Below are 15,561 nucleotides of genomic sequence, written 5' to 3' on the forward strand. Positions count from 1 at the left end.
GATAAAACAGGCATCTTGCTCTTTTTAAGTAGCATTAGCACAGTATAAACACCAAGAAGATGTGAGCAAGAAGCGTAAAGCTAACTCCAACCTTTTATTTTTCTGTAAATAGTCGAGGCGCTTACGCCTAAATAGGCCGCAGCAAGTGGAATGTTATCATCGCATACGGCTATTGCCGACTCTATTGCCCTTTTTTCAACCTGCCACAGGGGCTCTATGTCGTGTACTCCCATAAGCGAGTTAGTTTGTATTTGCTCCGCAGATTGAGACGAGCTGCTGTTTTTGATTGGAATAGCAGAATTAACACCAAATGAGCTTGGCAACATATCTAACTCAACTACCTCACCCTCGTTGATAACAACGATATTTTCGATAACATTTTGCAGCTCACGGATATTACCGGGCCAATCGTAGTTACAAAAAAGGTTTTCAACTTCTTTTGAAAAGCGATGGAATAACTTAGCGTTACTTTCACTTTTTTGCTTTAAAATATGCTTTGCAAGCAACATTATATCGCCAGCTCGCTCGCGTAGCGGAGGTAACTTTACAGGAATAACATTAAGCCTATAGTATAAATCTTCTCTAAAACGCCCTTCGGCAACTTCAACTACAGGGCTTCTATTTGTTGCACACACTAGCCTTACATTACTGTGTAAAACCTCGCTACTACCTACCCGATTAAACGCACCCGTTTGTAAAAAACGCAATAACTTAGCCTGTAGGTTGAGCTCCATTTCACACAGCTCATCTAAAAATAAAGTACCGCCGTTTGCAACTTCTACAGCCCCTTTCCTGTCACTTAGCGCTCCGCTAAAGGCCCCTTTTACATGGCCAAAAAACTCTGACTCAAATAACTCTCCTGGAATAGCAGCACAGTTAATTGCAATAAACGGCCCTTCACTTCGTGGGCTAGTGTCGTGCAAAGTTTGCGCACACACCTCTTTACCTGTGCCACTCTCACCGGTAATAAAAACACATGCTTTGCTTCGCGCTGCACTATCTAAAAGCCTAAACACCGTTTGCATTGCTAACGATTCACCAATAAACCCGGAAGTGTTTTGCGCTTTTTGTTCTTGAATTTTAACTGCAGGAGGAGCTTTTTGCGAAAGCGCGCTATCTACGGCGCTCACTAAGCGCTGGCCTGAAAACGGTTTTTCTAAAAAATCAAAACCACCTAAACGCATTGCCTCTACTGCAACATCAATAGAGCTATTTGAGGTGATCATGACTACGTTAGCGGGCTTTTCTTGCTTTTTAACAAACTGCAGCACTTCTAAGCCACTAATATCGGGTAAACAAACATCTTGGACAATGACATCAGGCATCATCTCTTTTATACCTACCAAGGCCGAGTAGCCATCGGTAAAGTGTTTACATTCGTGCCCTGCTTGCTCTAATTGACTCGCATAAAGAGCCCCGCTTGCAATGCTGTCTTCTACTATATAAACCAGTGATTTTTTTTGAGAATCGTTCATGGCAGAGCCTTTTAAGTAATATTATTAGCAATAACTTGGTATGCAGCGTGGGTTTTTTCTAGATTATGTTGAACGATCTGAGCAGCGTGAATATTTTCTTCAATGGTAACGGGGGGGTAATCATGTAATTGACTGGCAAGGGCTGCCAAAGTTAATGCGCCATATAGCGCCGCAGAATTTTTAAGTACGTGCATTATATCTTTAATATTATCTTCATCTTGCTCATCAATTGCATTTTTAAGACGAACTCGCATTTCTTCTAATTCATTAATAAATAAGTTTACCAGCCTTACTAAAGTGAGTGAGCCAACATCTTGCTCTAATTGCGCTAGCACATGAGCTTGAGTGATGGTGTTATCAATATATTCTTCAGGTATTGGCATATTAGGCCTTTATTTATTATTGTGATACAAAGCTTTTATACTTTTAGAGTAAGTCGTTTTTCGCATTTTGCAAATCTAAACATTAAGTTAAGTGTACATTTTTACCCATGTCGCCGTATTATTAGCTAAACTGCTTGGTCTTCCGAGTAAGTAACCTTGCGCTACATCACACCCTAGCTGCTCTAATATTTGTAATTGCTCGCGCTGTTCAATCCCCTCAGCAATGGTCTCTAACCCGAGTCTTTGCGCCATAGCAATAATTGCGCTACACAGGGTAAAGTCTTCATTGTTCGTTGTAATGCCACTTATAAAGCTGCGATCTATTTTTAGCCCATCAATATTAAACTGCCGTAAAAGGCCTAAAGAGGCATAGCCCGTTCCAAAATCGTCTAGCCAAATTTTTACCCCTTCTTTATGAAAATGCTCAAATGTTTTAGCAATACGCTGCGGACTTTTTATTAATGCTGTTTCTGTTAATTCTACTTTTATGGCTGCGGGGTCTATTTGATACTTATCAAGTAAGCTCATTACTTTAGAAAACACATCCCCTTCAATAATTTGTACCGGCGAAATATTCAATGAAATAGTTATATCATTCATACCTATTTTTCTCATTTGGCTTAAATCGCTTAGGGTTTGCTTAAAAATCCAATCACCTAAATCTAAAATCATACCTGACTGTTCTACATGCGGAATAAATTCATCTGGGCCAACAACACCATAGCGTGAAGATTCGCAGCGCACTAATGATTCAAAGCCAACTAATTGCCCACTTGTTAAAGATACAAGCGGCTGGTACACCATATTAAAACAATGGTTTTTCATTGCATGAGCCATAATTTGCTCAAGTTCATGCCAGCGTGCAATGTTGACCGTATTGATAGGCTCTAAACTTTTAAAAGCATTCATAAATTTCTCCACAAATAAGGGCTCACCGTAAGCTTGTTACATAAATTGCAAATTGCAGACCAAAACGCCCCGTCAAAATAAAAAATAAATACATAAAATTCAATTAGTTAAAAGCGGGCTGTTAGTCAAAAATTATTGATGGGTATATTTGCATTTTGCAAATCACACTGACACGCAAGCTGATTTAAAGTGGGAGCAGGAGTAAGCGATGGTTTGGGTATAAAGTGGCTTTAAAAATAAAAAGGCTGACCTAATTGCTTAGAGTCAGCCGAAATAAATACTAAAGGAGAAGTATTGTTTAGTTGTTTAAACCTTGTGTGCCTGATTGGGCAGGTTGCTCATCTATGTTTTGAGCGTAGTTTAATGTGTTGCTTTCAATAGTGGCATTATCTAAATCACTATTACTAAATTTATTGGTGAACATCTCGGTATTACCTTTATTAACAGGTTCAATAGTAACGGTGCCTCGCAGTGCTGTTGCACCAACAATAACAGCTGCAACAATAATAATAGACAGCACCATTAACTCTGGAGTAAGAACAAAAGACATTTTTTTTGGTTGCTGTTTAACTTTAGTATTAGTTTGCATAATGGACACCCTTAAAATTTATTTAACTACTTAGCAAATTTATATCAATGATAACTTCGCTCTACTTGGTGTTTATATTGCGAAAGCCATGCCATAATAAATTTAATGATGATAAAAAATTTAAGTCTTTATAAATCAATGGGTAAATGAATTACTTTGATAGGGATAATAAAAAATAGCTGAGCGGATATTTGCATTATGAGATTCAATTTCATTTTGATTTGCAAAATGCAAACCAATTTAAAAATAATTATTAAGAACCAACCTACACAACCCAATCAATTAAAAAGGATTAGTATTTCAGCATTATTTACAGTTTTGCTTAATACATTAAGGCTTTTTAGGCAGTAAAAGTAATTGACTACGTATTACTCAATGCCATCGCTTTTTTTGAGAAAACAGTCAATTTTAACCTTTTGAGGTTAAATTTTTGCTAAACCCACTATTTATGTTTGTTTACTTAACAACTAAAAACTTTAATCATAAATACCTTAAGGCCATCTATAACTATTTACCTAAAAGCACGGTTGCATTGCTTGTTACTTTAATAATGACCAAATTTCGTTAATGCGCTCTAACTTAGAGTGTTTAGCGTCATTAAGTTTTGGTAAGTATTGATTTAAGAGCAAATTGAGTTTTTCGCTAATAATTGGTTTAGCTAAATAGTCATTCATTCCTGCTTTAATAAAACGCTCTTTATCACCATGAATCGCATTCGCTGTTAACGCTATAATAGGGGTGACAATAGCTAACTCTCTGATTTTTTTAGTGGCAGAAATACCGTCTAAAATTGGCATCTGAATATCCATAAATATTAAATCTATTGTTTGCGTTTTAACTTTTTCAATCGCCTCTTGCCCATTACTGGCTATTTTAACTAAGCACCCTTGCTGCTCTAAAAATTGCTGAATCACAATTTGGTTATTTTTATTGTCTTCAACCACGAGTACGTGCGTACCTTTAAATGGCTGAGCATTAATAGTGGTTGTGTTTAGTGTAGTTTCTTTTTTATTAGTAAAAATAATATCAAGATGAAAAAGCTCTTCCTCAAGCGCAGCAATCGCTCTGGGTAAATGCGAAGGCTTAAAAGGCCCATTAAACATCAACATACCAGAGCTCGGCGCCTCTGTTTTTTGGTTTTTACCCAGTAGGTCTATGAGTAATAAACACGGTTTATTTAGGCTCTTGTGACTTTTTAAAAATTGTTGCGCTGCGTCTAAATCGGCTTTGTTAATGGTAACAATAGCGTCGGGCGTATTGATACTGTCTAGCTTTTCGATGTTTTCAAGGCGTGAAAAATCTATCGAATGGCGAGTAAGCATATGCTCTATCGCATTGTTTAATGGCAAGTTTTTGCTGTTCACACATACATAGGGCTTTTTAGCTCTGGCAGAAAAGCCTTCTCTTTGCACCTGCTCGCTTGTATCTATTAATAAAGGGTAATTCACAATAAACTCACTCCCTTTACCAAACTGCGAGTTAACCGTAATACTGCCCCCTGCAGCATCACATATTTGCTTACATATGGCTAAGCCTAAGCCACTTCCGCCATATTCCCGAGTGATAGAGTTATCCGATTGTATAAACGGCTTAAACATACTCTCGAGCTTGTTTTGCGCAATGCCTATTCCTGTATCTTTAAAGCTAAGCTGCAACGTAAATTTATTATTTTCAAACTCAATACACTGTGCTGTCACTATAAGTGAACCTTTTTGAGTAAACTTAATGGCATTTGAGAGTAAATTTATTGCAATTTGCCTTATACGACCATGATCGCCCACCACCTGCGCAGGAACATCAGGGTGCAGATCAAAAATAAGTTCGAGGCCTTTTTGCACGGCGCTTTCACTTACAATATCAATAGCCTCTTCTAAGCAAATATCGAGGCTAAATGGCTGATTATCTATTGAGATTGCTTGCGCTTCAAAGCGTGAGTAGGTCAGCACGTCATCTAAAATACTCAATAATGCATCTGAACTTGTTTTAATCATTTGGGTGTAACGTTTTTGATCTGTTGTAAGCCCAGTGTCGTGTAAGATATCTGCACAGCCAATCACTGCATTTAAAGGTGTGCGTATTTCATGGCTTATATTGGCCATAAAGCGACTTTTAGACTCAGCCAACGATTCAGCCTGGTGCTTAGCATCTAAGAGTATTTGTTCAGCTATCACACGTTCTTGAATATCAACCACGGTCGCCGCTATAGACGTTAAGTGTGTGCCATTAAATGAGGTAATGGGTGTGAGGGTCATTTCAACCCAATTTGGCTCATTAAGCGCGTTGGTTAACCTAATATCCAAACGTTTAACTTCTCGATTGCCACTACTGTAGCCTGTAAGAGCTGTGTTTAGCTTTTCCACATCCTCACCCATTACAAAATTAGCAATGGGTAAGCCAAGGTGTTTATTTATGTCTGTTTGGAAAAAATTTTGCCATGCTTTGTTCATAAACAATAACCCGCCCTGCGCATCTAACCTCAATACAATATCAGGGATGTTATCGACCACAGAGTGGTAGTTATATTCTATTTCAGCCATGGCTTGTTCAGCTTTTACACGCTGGGTAATGTTGGTTTCTATGGCTATAAAATGCTTAACATTACCGTCATCATCTTTTACGGGGGTGGCATCAATAGCAACCCAGTATTCGTTTTTATTTTTATCATAGTTAACGGTTTCTATTTGAAAAGGCTCGGCATTTTTAATCGCTTTAGCCATTAACTGGCGCGACTCTAGGCTTGTTTTAGGCCCTTGCAACAGTTTACCGGGGCTAAGCCCGATGACTTCTTCACATTTATAACTAGTAAGCGTTTCAAAGCTTTTATTAACCCATTCTATTTTGCCAAATCGGTCGGTAATTATAACTAAATTATTGGTGTGGCTTGCCACTAAAGAAAGTCGCTTAGCGTACTCTTGTTGCTGGGTGAGTAAGTATTGGTAATCTTTATGTCGTTGAATGTCATGCAACGAGCCAATAAACCCGCCGCTATCGTCCCAGGCCAAGCGCATTTCAAACCAGTTAGTAAGGCCGTCATTATTTTTTACTTGCAGCTCTATACTGGCACTAAAAACGCCTTCAAAAATAGACTCAATATACGCTGACAGCTTTAACGAATCTTTGGTCTCTAACAGTGATGTGATTTTTTTACCTATTAGCATGGCCGGCGTAAAACCCAACTTATTAAGCCATGCTTCGTTCACGTAGCTAAACACTAAATGTTTATCACATTCAAATACACATTCATCAAGTAAGGCAAGTAACTTAGTTTGCCTGCGGGTATTTGCAGAAAGCTGCTCTATTAGCGCGTAATGAACTTGTACTTGTAGCTCGTCTTTTTCTTCCATATGCGCCTCATTCATTTACTAGTTCTGTATGGCTGCACACCTTGGCATAAAGCGGAAAAACCTCTTCACAGTAAAATGATTGCTCAAACGGCGTTCTGCTTGATGTGCAGTCATTAAGTACCGTCACATTAAAGCCAAGCTCTACCGCAGAACGCGCCGTAGAGTCAATGCAAATAGAGGTCACCGTGCCTGCTAAAACAATGTTAGTGATGCCATTTTTATTAAGCACATTTGCAAGCTCTGTATGAGTAAACGCATTTAACCCGCGTTTACCGGGTATTTGCATAATACGTTTGCCATATTTATCAAACTCTTTAATGCCTTGAGCACCATAAGAGTCGGCTTTAAAAGCCCCTACTTCAGCAATCACTTTTAAAATACCAATTGGGTTTTTAAGCTCGCTATAATCTTGTGTAAAGTGAATAGGCGTACTGAGCACTAATGCAAATTTATCTATGTATTTGTCGAGCAGCGCTAACGTGTTATTTACCACGCCGGTTACTCTTGATGACTCTTCAACCACTTGGTATAAAATGCCATCAGGCGAAAAGTAATCATTTTGAAAACCAATGAGCAGCAAAGCTGTTTTTGATAAATCGTTCATAACGTCCTCCTAAACGGGCCTTTAGGCAGCTTGCCAAGGCTTAATAAACTCTTCTAATACAGCTTTTGTTACCGGTTTTTGAAGATAGTGCGTCACCCCTTTTTCGAACAACTGAGCAATTTGTTGCTCCTCAGTAATGCCCGTTAAAATAACTTTTGGCGTGTTATCGTTTGGGGTGTTTTGTTTAATGAGCTGCTGAGCCACATCACTGCCAAACATACCTGGCATACGCTCATCTAACAGCAGTAAATCGAAAGGTTCTTGCTGGGCAATAAGTAAGGCACTTGAGCCATTTTCTGCACAGGTTACTGCGCAGCCAAGCATTTCAAGCATGACTTTGGTCGCAACTTGGCTTGGCAAGCTGTCATCAGCAACCAATACAGATAATTTGCTGTGGGTATTTAAATTATTAACCGCATTAACTAAGTCAGTATCAAAAAACGGCCACGCCAATACAGGTTGAGAAATAGCGTGATGGCTTTGCAGCTCACTGAGCGCATCAAATGCGCAAATTTTTATACTCTGAGACGCCCCATTATTTAAAAAGTTACTCGCAAGTTGCTCTGCAGATAGGTGACGCGAATCTTCAATTTTTAAAGCGTTGGTGTGGTTGCTGTCGGCGAGTTTTAAACCATAGTTTTGCGCACTTAAATTAACTAGGTAATGAATGCTTTGCTCTAAGTCGTCTTTACTATTGGCTGCGCTAATAAACTCTTTGTTTGTATCTACCGATGAAATTGGCTCACGGGTTGCAAGTAAACCGTGTATATCAATGGTGTGCATTTCAGGATTCGAATCTACCCAGTAATTTAAATTAATACCCTGTAAATTGGCCTCTACTGTTAGCACAAAATGGCTTTTAGCGGCTTTTAGCGAAGGTAAAATAAACGCTTCACACTGGATAATCATTTGCTCAGGAGACACCTGTAAACAAATATAATTACACTGTAATTTGTTGATGAGTGTAATTGCCACATTTGTGTTGTCTGCTTTGCAAAAGCGGGCAATTACCCCTTGAATAATTTCTAAAACATGGCTGTTATTACTCATCAACGTTCCTAATAAGAATGGCTCTGTAGTTAAATATCAATTTACATGCCACTTGCAGCGCCTTTACTAATACGATGAATTCATTAGATTTAAAAATTATACATCTTTTGCATTAATGCGCTTTTGCAAATTGCAATTCAAAATGCATGGCAAATGAGTAATTAAGCAAGTTAACAGTAAAACAGAATTAACCAATCGATTTTTTGCGCTTTAAATTATTAATTAATCGTTTAATATGAACCCAACTAAATTGAGGAGAGTATTATGCTTACAGTAATTTTTGGCCGCGAAGGCTGCCCATTTTGTGTACGTGCTAAAGATGTTGCCGAGCAACTATCAAATGAGCGTGATGATTTTAAGTTTCGTTACATCGATATTATCAAAGAAGGCATTAGCAAAGCGGATTTAGAAAAGTCTGCAGGAAAACCATGCCCAACTGTGCCACAAATTTTTGTAGATCAAACTCACATTGGTGGATTTACTGAATTTGAAGCTTACGCAAAAGAAAATCTAGGCCTATATAAATAACGCTTTGTATATAGCTTGTTAACCAGTTTAAAAAATCAAATATTTAAACTGGTTAAATTTCGACCAACATCAACCACATACAAATTAGTTGTAATTTATACAAGCAATTGCCTCGTATTTCCTATACAATGCGCGCCTCTTTAAATTCGTTGAGGCGTATTAATGTCAGAACCAGTCACGTTTGAATCTCTAAATCTTTCTCCTGCAATTTTAAAGGCAGTTGAAGAGTTGGGTTACAAGACACCATCTGAAATCCAAGCTCAATGTATACCGTTATTGCTAGAAAGAAAGGACGTACTGGGACTAGCACAAACGGGTACAGGTAAAACTGCAGCATTTGCACTGCCGTTACTAAACAATATTGACCCGTCTGTGAAACAGCCACAGATCCTTGTACTCACACCAACACGTGAGCTTGCGATCCAAGTTGCTGAGGCATTTGAACAATATGCAAAAGGTACTCGTGGTGTTGAAGTATTAGCACTGTACGGTGGCCAAAGCTACAGCATTCAATTAAGCGCACTTCGTCGTGGCGCACAAATTATTGTTGCTACTCCGGGTCGTTTAATCGATCACATAAACCGTGGCACTATCAAGTTTGATGCTTTACAAGCACTTGTACTTGATGAAGCCGATGAAATGTTACGTATGGGCTTTATCGATGATGTTGAAAACATCATGGAAAAAACACCGCGCGAAAAGCAAACATGTCTTTTCTCTGCGACCATGCCTAAGCAAATTCAAAACATCAGCAGCAAATATATGAATAACCCTGAACAGGTTCATATATCTGCGCGTAACTCAACTGTATCATCTGTTGAGCAAGTGTTTTGGAATGCACACGTACACAAAAACAAAGCCATTGTTCGTTTCTTAGAAGCAGAGCAATACGAAGGTGCTATTGTTTTCGTACGTACACGTAACGACACTGTGCAACTTGCTGAGTTACTAGAGCGCGAAGGTTTCTCTGCTGCGCCACTCAATGGTGACATGAACCAGCAAGCACGTGAACGCACGGTAGATCGCTTAAAAAGCGGTATGCTAAACGTTGTTATTGCAACAGACGTAGCAGCACGTGGTCTTGATGTAGACCGTTTAAGCTTAGTTATCAACTACGATATTCCACAAGACTCAGAAGCCTACGTTCACCGTATCGGCCGTACAGGTCGTGCTGGACGTACTGGTAAAGCAATTTTATTTGTTAAGCATAACGAACGTTACTTGCTTAAAAATATTATTCGCCATACTAAGTCTGAAATTGCACAAGTTGAGCTACCTACAGCTAAAGTAGTTGAAGAAAAACGTATTAATGCGTTAAAAGAAAAGCTTACGCTTGCTCTTGAAAACAAAGACATTACGTTCTTCAATGAAGTTGCTGCTAGCATGGCGCAAAAACTAGACTTATCTTTAGAAGACCTAGCGGGTGCGTTACTGTGTTTAGCACAGCAACAGTCGCCAATTAAAGTTGAAGAAGTTAAGATTCAACCTCGCAACGAGCGTAATACACGTAACGAGCGTGGCGATCGTAATGACCGTCGACGTAACGAACGTGGTGACCGCCCTGAGCGTAAACCTCGCGAGCGTAACAGCCGCGATGCAGGCCCTATGGATACTTACCGTATCGAAGTGGGTCGTGAGCACGGTGTACAGGTTAAAAACATTGTTGGCGCGATTGCTAACGAAGCTGATATCTCAAGCAAGTTTATTGGTGACATTCGTCTACACGACAGTCACAGTACGGTTCAATTACCGCAAAACATGCCTAAAGATGTACTTGATCACTTCCAAAAAGTGTTTATTTGTAAACGCCCAATGGGTATGACACTAACACAAGATCAAGGCCCAGCTGAGCCACGTGGTGAACGCGCTGAGCGCCCAAGTGGTGATAAAAAGCGTAGCTTTAACAAAGACAACCAACGCGGTGATAAGCGTGGCGGTCCTCGTAAAGAACGTCGCCCTGTGAGCTTCACATCTAACTAAGCTTTATAGCTTACGTTATAAAAAACCTTGCCACGAAAGTGCCAAGGTTTTTTTGTTTTAAAGCCACTGCTTTTGTAAAAAATAAAAATTCTGTAAACTAAGAAAAAACTATAATTCACGGATGAATTAAAATTGAAAAAATATAATGACAACTTGCTCTTTGCAGCAATAATAAGCTTTCCAATACTGAGCATTGCCATGCTTATGTTAATGGATTTTACCGACCCGCCATTTATCGAAAATAAAATTTATGAGGCTATTTTTTATATAGCGCTGCCTATTTTTTGCGGGGCATCATTTATCTATCTCCATGTACTTGTAATCAAAAAAAATAGACGTTGCAGTGACTATAGAGAGCACCTTAAAGATAGCTTTTCAGATACAAAAATGAAGTTATCATTAATCTTCATCTACCCATTACTCCCTTTGTTAATCTATGCAACTCTCTATTTTTTACTCTCTGCCCCCATTGAGTTATGGGCTTACTACACGCAAGGCGATTATTGGTATAAGGAATATATCCTCACTGATGTACAAGAATGTGGGTCTGATTATGAAGATAGTTGTACTCGTTTATACTTTAAAGACCCTACAACTAACAAAACGCACGATTTTAGATGGTACGACGATAAATCTACAATAATGAATAACAAAAACGATTATGTGTATATTGTTGGAGAGGCCAGTTTGTTTGGCTATATAGTGAGAGAATTAGAAAGGTAATTAACACTACTTTTTACATTGCAGCAATTTTATATAAAAACCTCACTCAAGTGAGTGAGGTTCATAAATTAAGGTTTAAGTTAAGGTAACGCCGGATAAACGTAACTCGCATCTAACCCTAACGGAATACCGAGTGCCCAATACCCTAGCAAGAAAATACTCCAGCCAATCATAAACGCGATTGAGTAAGGGATCATAAGCGCGATGAGCGTGCCTATACCGGTATCTTTTACGTACTTTTGGCAGTACACCACAACCAATGGGAAATACGGCATAAGTGGCGTAATTATGTTTGAGCTAGAGTCTCCGATTCTGTAAGCCGCTTGGGTTAAATCGGGTGATATACCTAGTTGCATTAACATTGGTACAAAAATAGGCCCTAGTAATGCCCATTTTGCTGAGCTTGAACCAACGAACAAGTTTACGAAGCCGGTTAAAAATATAATACCCACAACCGTTACGGCGCTGGGTAACTCCATTGCTTTTAAAAGCTGCGCCCCTTCAATGGCCATTAATGCCCCTAAGTTAGACTTAGAAAACGCAGCAATAAATAACGCACAAAAGAACGCCATTACAATGTAATAGGCCATGCCACTCATCGCGGTACTCATCGCATCTATCATATCTTTTGAGGTTTTAAAGGTACCAACGGTAAAACCATACACGGCACCGGGTATCCAAAATAATAAAAAGATTAAAGGCACGATAGATTGCATCAGGGGCGATCTAAAATTAGTCAGTGAGCCATCGGCACTGCGCATTGCTGAATCGGCAGGAGCGGATACAAACGCAAGTAAAGCAAGTCCTGCAATCATTACGCTACTGGCTATAAAAAAAGCGCGTTTTTCATCACTTTTAGCTTCATCAAACGCGGGTAAGTTTTGGGTGTCTTCATTAAGTGCTGTGTTTTTTAACCGAGGCTCTATTATTTTGTCAGTGATATACCAGCCTAATAACACAATAAATAAACTCGAGGCAGAAGTGAATGCCCAGTTATTAAGGGGGTTAATCGACATATCGGGGTTAATAATTTGCGCTGCACTTTGGGTAAAGCTTTGCAGTAATGGGTCTATTCCTGATGGGATAAAGTTAGCGCCAAATCCACCACTCACACCAGCAAATGCGGCTGCAATACCCGCTAATGGGTGTCGCCCTGCGGCAAAGAAAATAACACCCGCTAATGGGATCACTAATACGTAGCCAGCATCGGTTGCTGTATGGCTTACAATAGCTACCAAAATGACTGAAGGGGTTAGCAGTTGCCTTGGGGTAACTTTAAGCATTAGCTTAAGGCCCGTATTGATATAACCCGAGTGCTCAGCCACTCCCACACCTAACATGGCAACCAGTACCACCCCTAGCGGTGCAAAGCCTGTAAAGGTTTTTACCATGGAAGATAAAAACGAGGCGAGTGAGTCGCCCTCTAATAGGTTATTTACAACAATGGCTTGGCCTGTCCGTGGGTCTAACGCGTCAAAGCTCACCCCCGACAGTAACCACGAGCACAACCAAATAAGTAACATAGCGAATAAGAAAATAATCGCCGGATCGGGAAGTTTGTTACCAACTCGCTCCACAAAGTTTAAAAAACGCGCGATTAACCCTGTAGGTACCGCAGCTTGATTATTATTGTTCATTTAAAGCTCCCAAAATAGGTTTAAGTAACAATATACTATTAATGTGTAACAGTAAATTAACCAATAAATCTATTATGGGCACAAATAGAGCATAAAAAAACGCGGCTCAATTATCGTCGCCGCGTTTTTATAATTGTGAACTAAACATTGGTTAAGCGAGGGCTTTCACTTCTTCCCAAAGCCTAACAACCAAGGTTTTATCTTCTTCGTTTAGCTCGCCATTGCGATATGCTTTTACTAAGCTTTGCTCCACGGTTTCGTTGAGCTCATCAATAGAGATTGTCAGCTCTTCTACTTCTGCATAGCCTACTGCAAGGTCGTAATGTCCGCGCAAGTAACCACCAGCGAACAACTCATCATCTGTTGCTTTAATCACTAAATCATCAAAGTATTGCTGCGCAGCATCAATATAATTCACTAAACTCATTGTGTTACTTCTCCTGGTTTTCATAACCGACAGCATACATAATATGGTCGTTATAGCCGGTGGTTACTTTAATGTAACCTGTTAATTCATCATCTAAAGCGCTGTCGCCGGTGTCACAAATAAGTGGACGCCCATTCAACGCGTGTAATTTGGTTTTAGTTGCCACCACAATAATGTTTTCTTTGCCAATAGTGCGAATAAGCTCAGGGCTTAGCTGCTGATTCCCTCGGCCAAAAATATGGCCTTGCCCGCCTATTAATGTAATAACTAATTGAGTAGCTTGCCCGTGCGTGTACTCAAGTAGCTGTTTAGCAGTTAAGTCTTGAGCAACTAGGGTTTGATCTTTAATTAAATCTACGCCTAATAAAGTATTATCCAGCCCCATTTCTTGCATTATTGCTTCAACAGTTGAGCCACTACCCATAATGTAATAGGTGTCTTCATCCATTTCGCTCACCACATGCGCGGCAATGTCGGCAAGTACTAATTCGTCTGTTTCTTTACCACCATTTTTAACCGCTTGTACATAACGTACTTCGCTTGGTATTTGCATTTCACCGTAGCGCTTAGCTTTTACGGTGCCTTGCCTAAACGCCTCTTCATCAATATCCATTACATCGGCATCTGCAAGTGTAACTAGCTCGCCTTTTACTAGCATTTCTACTACGCGCCCTGCTGCTTTAGGTGTAATTGCATATACGCCAGAGTGAATTTTACAGCCAGCAGGTATACCCAGCACTGGTACGGTATCTTCTATGGCATGACAAATATTGCGCGCAGTACCATCGCCACCAGCAAACAGGACTAAATCTACGCCTAAATTTTTAAGTAGCCTTGCGCTAGCCTCTGTATCATCCGCGCTTGTTACGGTATTGGCGGTATAAATTACTTCAACATTAAAGCCTAGTGCGCGTGCTGCTTTTTCGCCCATATCGCCATTTACAGTATAAATTGTTAACTGCTCTTTATAGGGTACAAGTACTTCTAGGGCAGCCTGTGTGCGGCTGTTAGCTTTGGCTTGCGCACCCAGCTCAATTGCCTTTGCAGCAGTGTTTTCGCCATCACTGCCTTTTAAAGCAACGCTGCCACCAAGTCCTGCAACAGGGTTAATAATTAAGCCTAACTTAAACTGCATTTTGTAACTCCTGAGGGTGGTGCCAATTAAATTGTTGAGCGGTTAACGGCCACGGTGTTTTATAAAAATCACTTAACGCTTTTAATAATGCATGGGTACGTGCGTTAACTCCCTGCTCTAATAACATTAATACTTGCTGGTGTACTCGCGCCTGAAAGTCAAACCGGCAAGTTTGCTCACCGTTCAAGTTATCTACCGACACATTAAAATCAAAGCCAGCAGCGGTGCTGAGCAGCCACTCTATGGCTTGTGGTTTTATTTCTACTTTTTCAAATTCAGCCTGCTGGTGTTTATCTCGCCCATCTGGGCAGTACCAATACCCATAATCTTCAAGCTCTCTGCGTTTATTGCCAGCCACTAACCAATGCGCTATTTCATGTAGGGCACTGGCGTAAAAGCCGTGTGCAAATACAATTTGATTAAAACCATGGGTATTATTGGCAGGTAGATAAACAGGCTCATCATCGCCTTTTACTAAGCGAGTGTTATGGCTTTGATAAAAAACACTATCGAAAATAGATATAAGATCGGCTATGTGATGCATAAAAACTGATTAATTCGTCTCGGTTACAGCGCAAAATTAGCGCACTAAAAACGAGACGAATTGTACGGGCTTTTAGAGCTAAAGTAAAAATAAGCCCATAGTGTTTACCACTTAAACAACAGTGCTTACAAACAAACCGCTTTCACACATATATAGAAAACACAATACCTCACGATCATAAAGCAAACCTATTTGCTTGCTACGGCGCATTGATTTTTTAAGATTACTTGCTA

14 protein-coding genes are annotated in these 15,561 nt (G+C 39.7%); 3 read left to right on the forward strand and 11 right to left on the reverse strand.

The window, feature by feature from the left end:
* Positions 1-80: 80 nt before the first annotated feature.
* The 7 genes from MTF68_RS10935 to MTF68_RS10965 all read right to left on the reverse strand — a co-directional run bounded on the left by MTF68_RS10935 (position 81) and on the right by MTF68_RS10965 (position 8,354).
* The gene (locus MTF68_RS10935; protein ID WP_024033792.1) at positions 81-1,475 is read right to left on the reverse strand and encodes a sigma-54 dependent transcriptional regulator; all 1,395 of its coding nucleotides are present in this window, start codon (positions 1,473-1,475) and stop codon (positions 81-83) included.
* An 11-nt stretch (positions 1,476-1,486) separates the two neighbouring features.
* Complete coding sequence (locus MTF68_RS10940) at positions 1,487-1,858, reverse strand: Hpt domain-containing protein (RefSeq protein WP_138577442.1); 372 nt, start codon at positions 1,856-1,858, stop codon at positions 1,487-1,489.
* 87 nt (positions 1,859-1,945) lie between these two features.
* On the reverse strand, positions 1,946-2,767 hold the full coding sequence (locus MTF68_RS10945) for an EAL domain-containing protein (RefSeq protein WP_235207553.1): 822 nt from the start codon (positions 2,765-2,767) through the stop codon (positions 1,946-1,948).
* A 298-nt stretch (positions 2,768-3,065) separates the two neighbouring features.
* Positions 3,066-3,356, reverse strand: a complete 291-nt coding sequence (locus tag MTF68_RS10950; protein ID WP_054982201.1) for a hypothetical protein — start codon at positions 3,354-3,356, stop codon at positions 3,066-3,068.
* A 539-nt stretch (positions 3,357-3,895) separates the two neighbouring features.
* Positions 3,896-6,715 (reverse strand): PAS domain-containing hybrid sensor histidine kinase/response regulator, encoded by a 2,820-nt coding sequence (locus tag MTF68_RS10955; protein WP_248462500.1) that lies wholly within the window; start codon positions 6,713-6,715, stop codon positions 3,896-3,898.
* Positions 6,708-7,304, reverse strand: a complete 597-nt coding sequence (locus tag MTF68_RS10960) for an isochorismatase family cysteine hydrolase (protein WP_004585874.1) — start codon at positions 7,302-7,304, stop codon at positions 6,708-6,710. The genes MTF68_RS10955 and MTF68_RS10960 overlap by 8 nt, the downstream gene beginning before the upstream one ends.
* A 21-nt stretch (positions 7,305-7,325) precedes the next feature.
* On the reverse strand, positions 7,326-8,354 hold the full coding sequence (locus MTF68_RS10965; RefSeq protein WP_096739920.1) for a response regulator: 1,029 nt from the start codon (positions 8,352-8,354) through the stop codon (positions 7,326-7,328).
* A gap of 264 nt (positions 8,355-8,618) precedes the next feature.
* On the opposite strand from MTF68_RS10965, the gene MTF68_RS10970 reads away from it, so the two are divergent.
* The 3 genes from MTF68_RS10970 to MTF68_RS10980 all read left to right on the forward strand — a co-directional run bounded on the left by MTF68_RS10970 (position 8,619) and on the right by MTF68_RS10980 (position 11,585).
* Positions 8,619-8,882, forward strand: coding sequence for a GrxA family glutaredoxin (locus MTF68_RS10970; RefSeq protein ID WP_004587283.1), 264 nt, complete (start codon positions 8,619-8,621; stop codon positions 8,880-8,882).
* Between the two features lie 162 nt (positions 8,883-9,044).
* Positions 9,045-10,862 carry a DEAD/DEAH box helicase gene (locus MTF68_RS10975; RefSeq protein ID WP_004587284.1) on the forward strand — a complete coding sequence of 606 codons (1,818 nt, stop codon included), beginning with the start codon at positions 9,045-9,047 and terminating at the stop codon, positions 10,860-10,862.
* Positions 10,863-10,994: 132 nt separating this feature from the next.
* Positions 10,995-11,585 carry a hypothetical protein gene (locus MTF68_RS10980; RefSeq protein WP_248462502.1) on the forward strand — a complete coding sequence of 197 codons (591 nt, stop codon included), beginning with the start codon at positions 10,995-10,997 and terminating at the stop codon, positions 11,583-11,585.
* A gap of 80 nt (positions 11,586-11,665) precedes the next feature.
* On the opposite strand, the gene MTF68_RS10985 is transcribed toward MTF68_RS10980, so the two are convergent.
* The 4 genes from MTF68_RS10985 to MTF68_RS11000 form a co-directional block, all read right to left on the reverse strand.
* On the reverse strand, positions 11,666-13,222 hold the full coding sequence (locus tag MTF68_RS10985) for an AbgT family transporter (RefSeq protein WP_121637194.1): 1,557 nt from the start codon (positions 13,220-13,222) through the stop codon (positions 11,666-11,668).
* A gap of 151 nt (positions 13,223-13,373) precedes the next feature.
* The gene (locus MTF68_RS10990; protein ID WP_004587288.1) at positions 13,374-13,649 is read right to left on the reverse strand and encodes a YfcL family protein; all 276 of its coding nucleotides are present in this window, start codon (positions 13,647-13,649) and stop codon (positions 13,374-13,376) included.
* A 4-nt stretch (positions 13,650-13,653) separates the two neighbouring features.
* On the reverse strand, positions 13,654-14,784 hold the full coding sequence (locus MTF68_RS10995) for an ATP-NAD kinase family protein (protein ID WP_248462505.1): 1,131 nt from the start codon (positions 14,782-14,784) through the stop codon (positions 13,654-13,656).
* Entirely contained in the window at positions 14,774-15,328 is a 555-nt protein-coding gene (locus MTF68_RS11000) for an elongation factor P hydroxylase (protein WP_248462506.1), read from the reverse strand. Before MTF68_RS11000 ends, MTF68_RS10995 begins: the two co-directional genes overlap by 11 nt.
* Between the last annotated feature and the right edge of the window lie 233 nt (positions 15,329-15,561).

The sequence above is a fragment of the Pseudoalteromonas sp. 2CM37A genome, assembly GCF_023161885.1.
Taxonomy (GTDB): Bacteria; Pseudomonadota; Gammaproteobacteria; order Enterobacterales; family Alteromonadaceae; genus Pseudoalteromonas; species Pseudoalteromonas atlantica.

Excerpts from the sequence above, each read along its gene's own strand:
- MTF68_RS10935 (WP_024033792.1), bottom strand. The coding sequence starts at position 1,475 with ATGAACGATTCTCAAAAAAAATCACTGGTTTATATAGTAGAAGACAGC.
- MTF68_RS10940 (WP_138577442.1), bottom strand. The coding sequence starts at position 1,858 with ATGCCAATACCTGAAGAATATATTGATAACACCATCACTCAAGCTCAT.
- MTF68_RS10945 (WP_235207553.1), bottom strand. The coding sequence starts at position 2,767 with ATGAATGCTTTTAAAAGTTTAGAGCCTATCAATACGGTCAACATTGCA.
- MTF68_RS10950 (WP_054982201.1), bottom strand. The coding sequence starts at position 3,356 with ATGCAAACTAATACTAAAGTTAAACAGCAACCAAAAAAAATGTCTTTT.
- MTF68_RS10955 (WP_248462500.1), bottom strand. The coding sequence starts at position 6,715 with ATGAATGAGGCGCATATGGAAGAAAAAGACGAGCTACAAGTACAAGTT.
- MTF68_RS10960 (WP_004585874.1), bottom strand. The coding sequence starts at position 7,304 with ATGAACGATTTATCAAAAACAGCTTTGCTGCTCATTGGTTTTCAAAAT.
- MTF68_RS10965 (WP_096739920.1), bottom strand. The coding sequence starts at position 8,354 with ATGAGTAATAACAGCCATGTTTTAGAAATTATTCAAGGGGTAATTGCC.
- MTF68_RS10970 (WP_004587283.1), top strand. The coding sequence starts at position 8,619 with ATGCTTACAGTAATTTTTGGCCGCGAAGGCTGCCCATTTTGTGTACGT.
- MTF68_RS10975 (WP_004587284.1), top strand. The coding sequence starts at position 9,045 with ATGTCAGAACCAGTCACGTTTGAATCTCTAAATCTTTCTCCTGCAATT.
- MTF68_RS10985 (WP_121637194.1), bottom strand. The coding sequence starts at position 13,222 with ATGAACAATAATAATCAAGCTGCGGTACCTACAGGGTTAATCGCGCGT.
- MTF68_RS10990 (WP_004587288.1), bottom strand. The coding sequence starts at position 13,649 with ATGAGTTTAGTGAATTATATTGATGCTGCGCAGCAATACTTTGATGAT.
- MTF68_RS10995 (WP_248462505.1), bottom strand. The coding sequence starts at position 14,784 with ATGCAGTTTAAGTTAGGCTTAATTATTAACCCTGTTGCAGGACTTGGT.
- MTF68_RS11000 (WP_248462506.1), bottom strand. The coding sequence starts at position 15,328 with ATGCATCACATAGCCGATCTTATATCTATTTTCGATAGTGTTTTTTAT.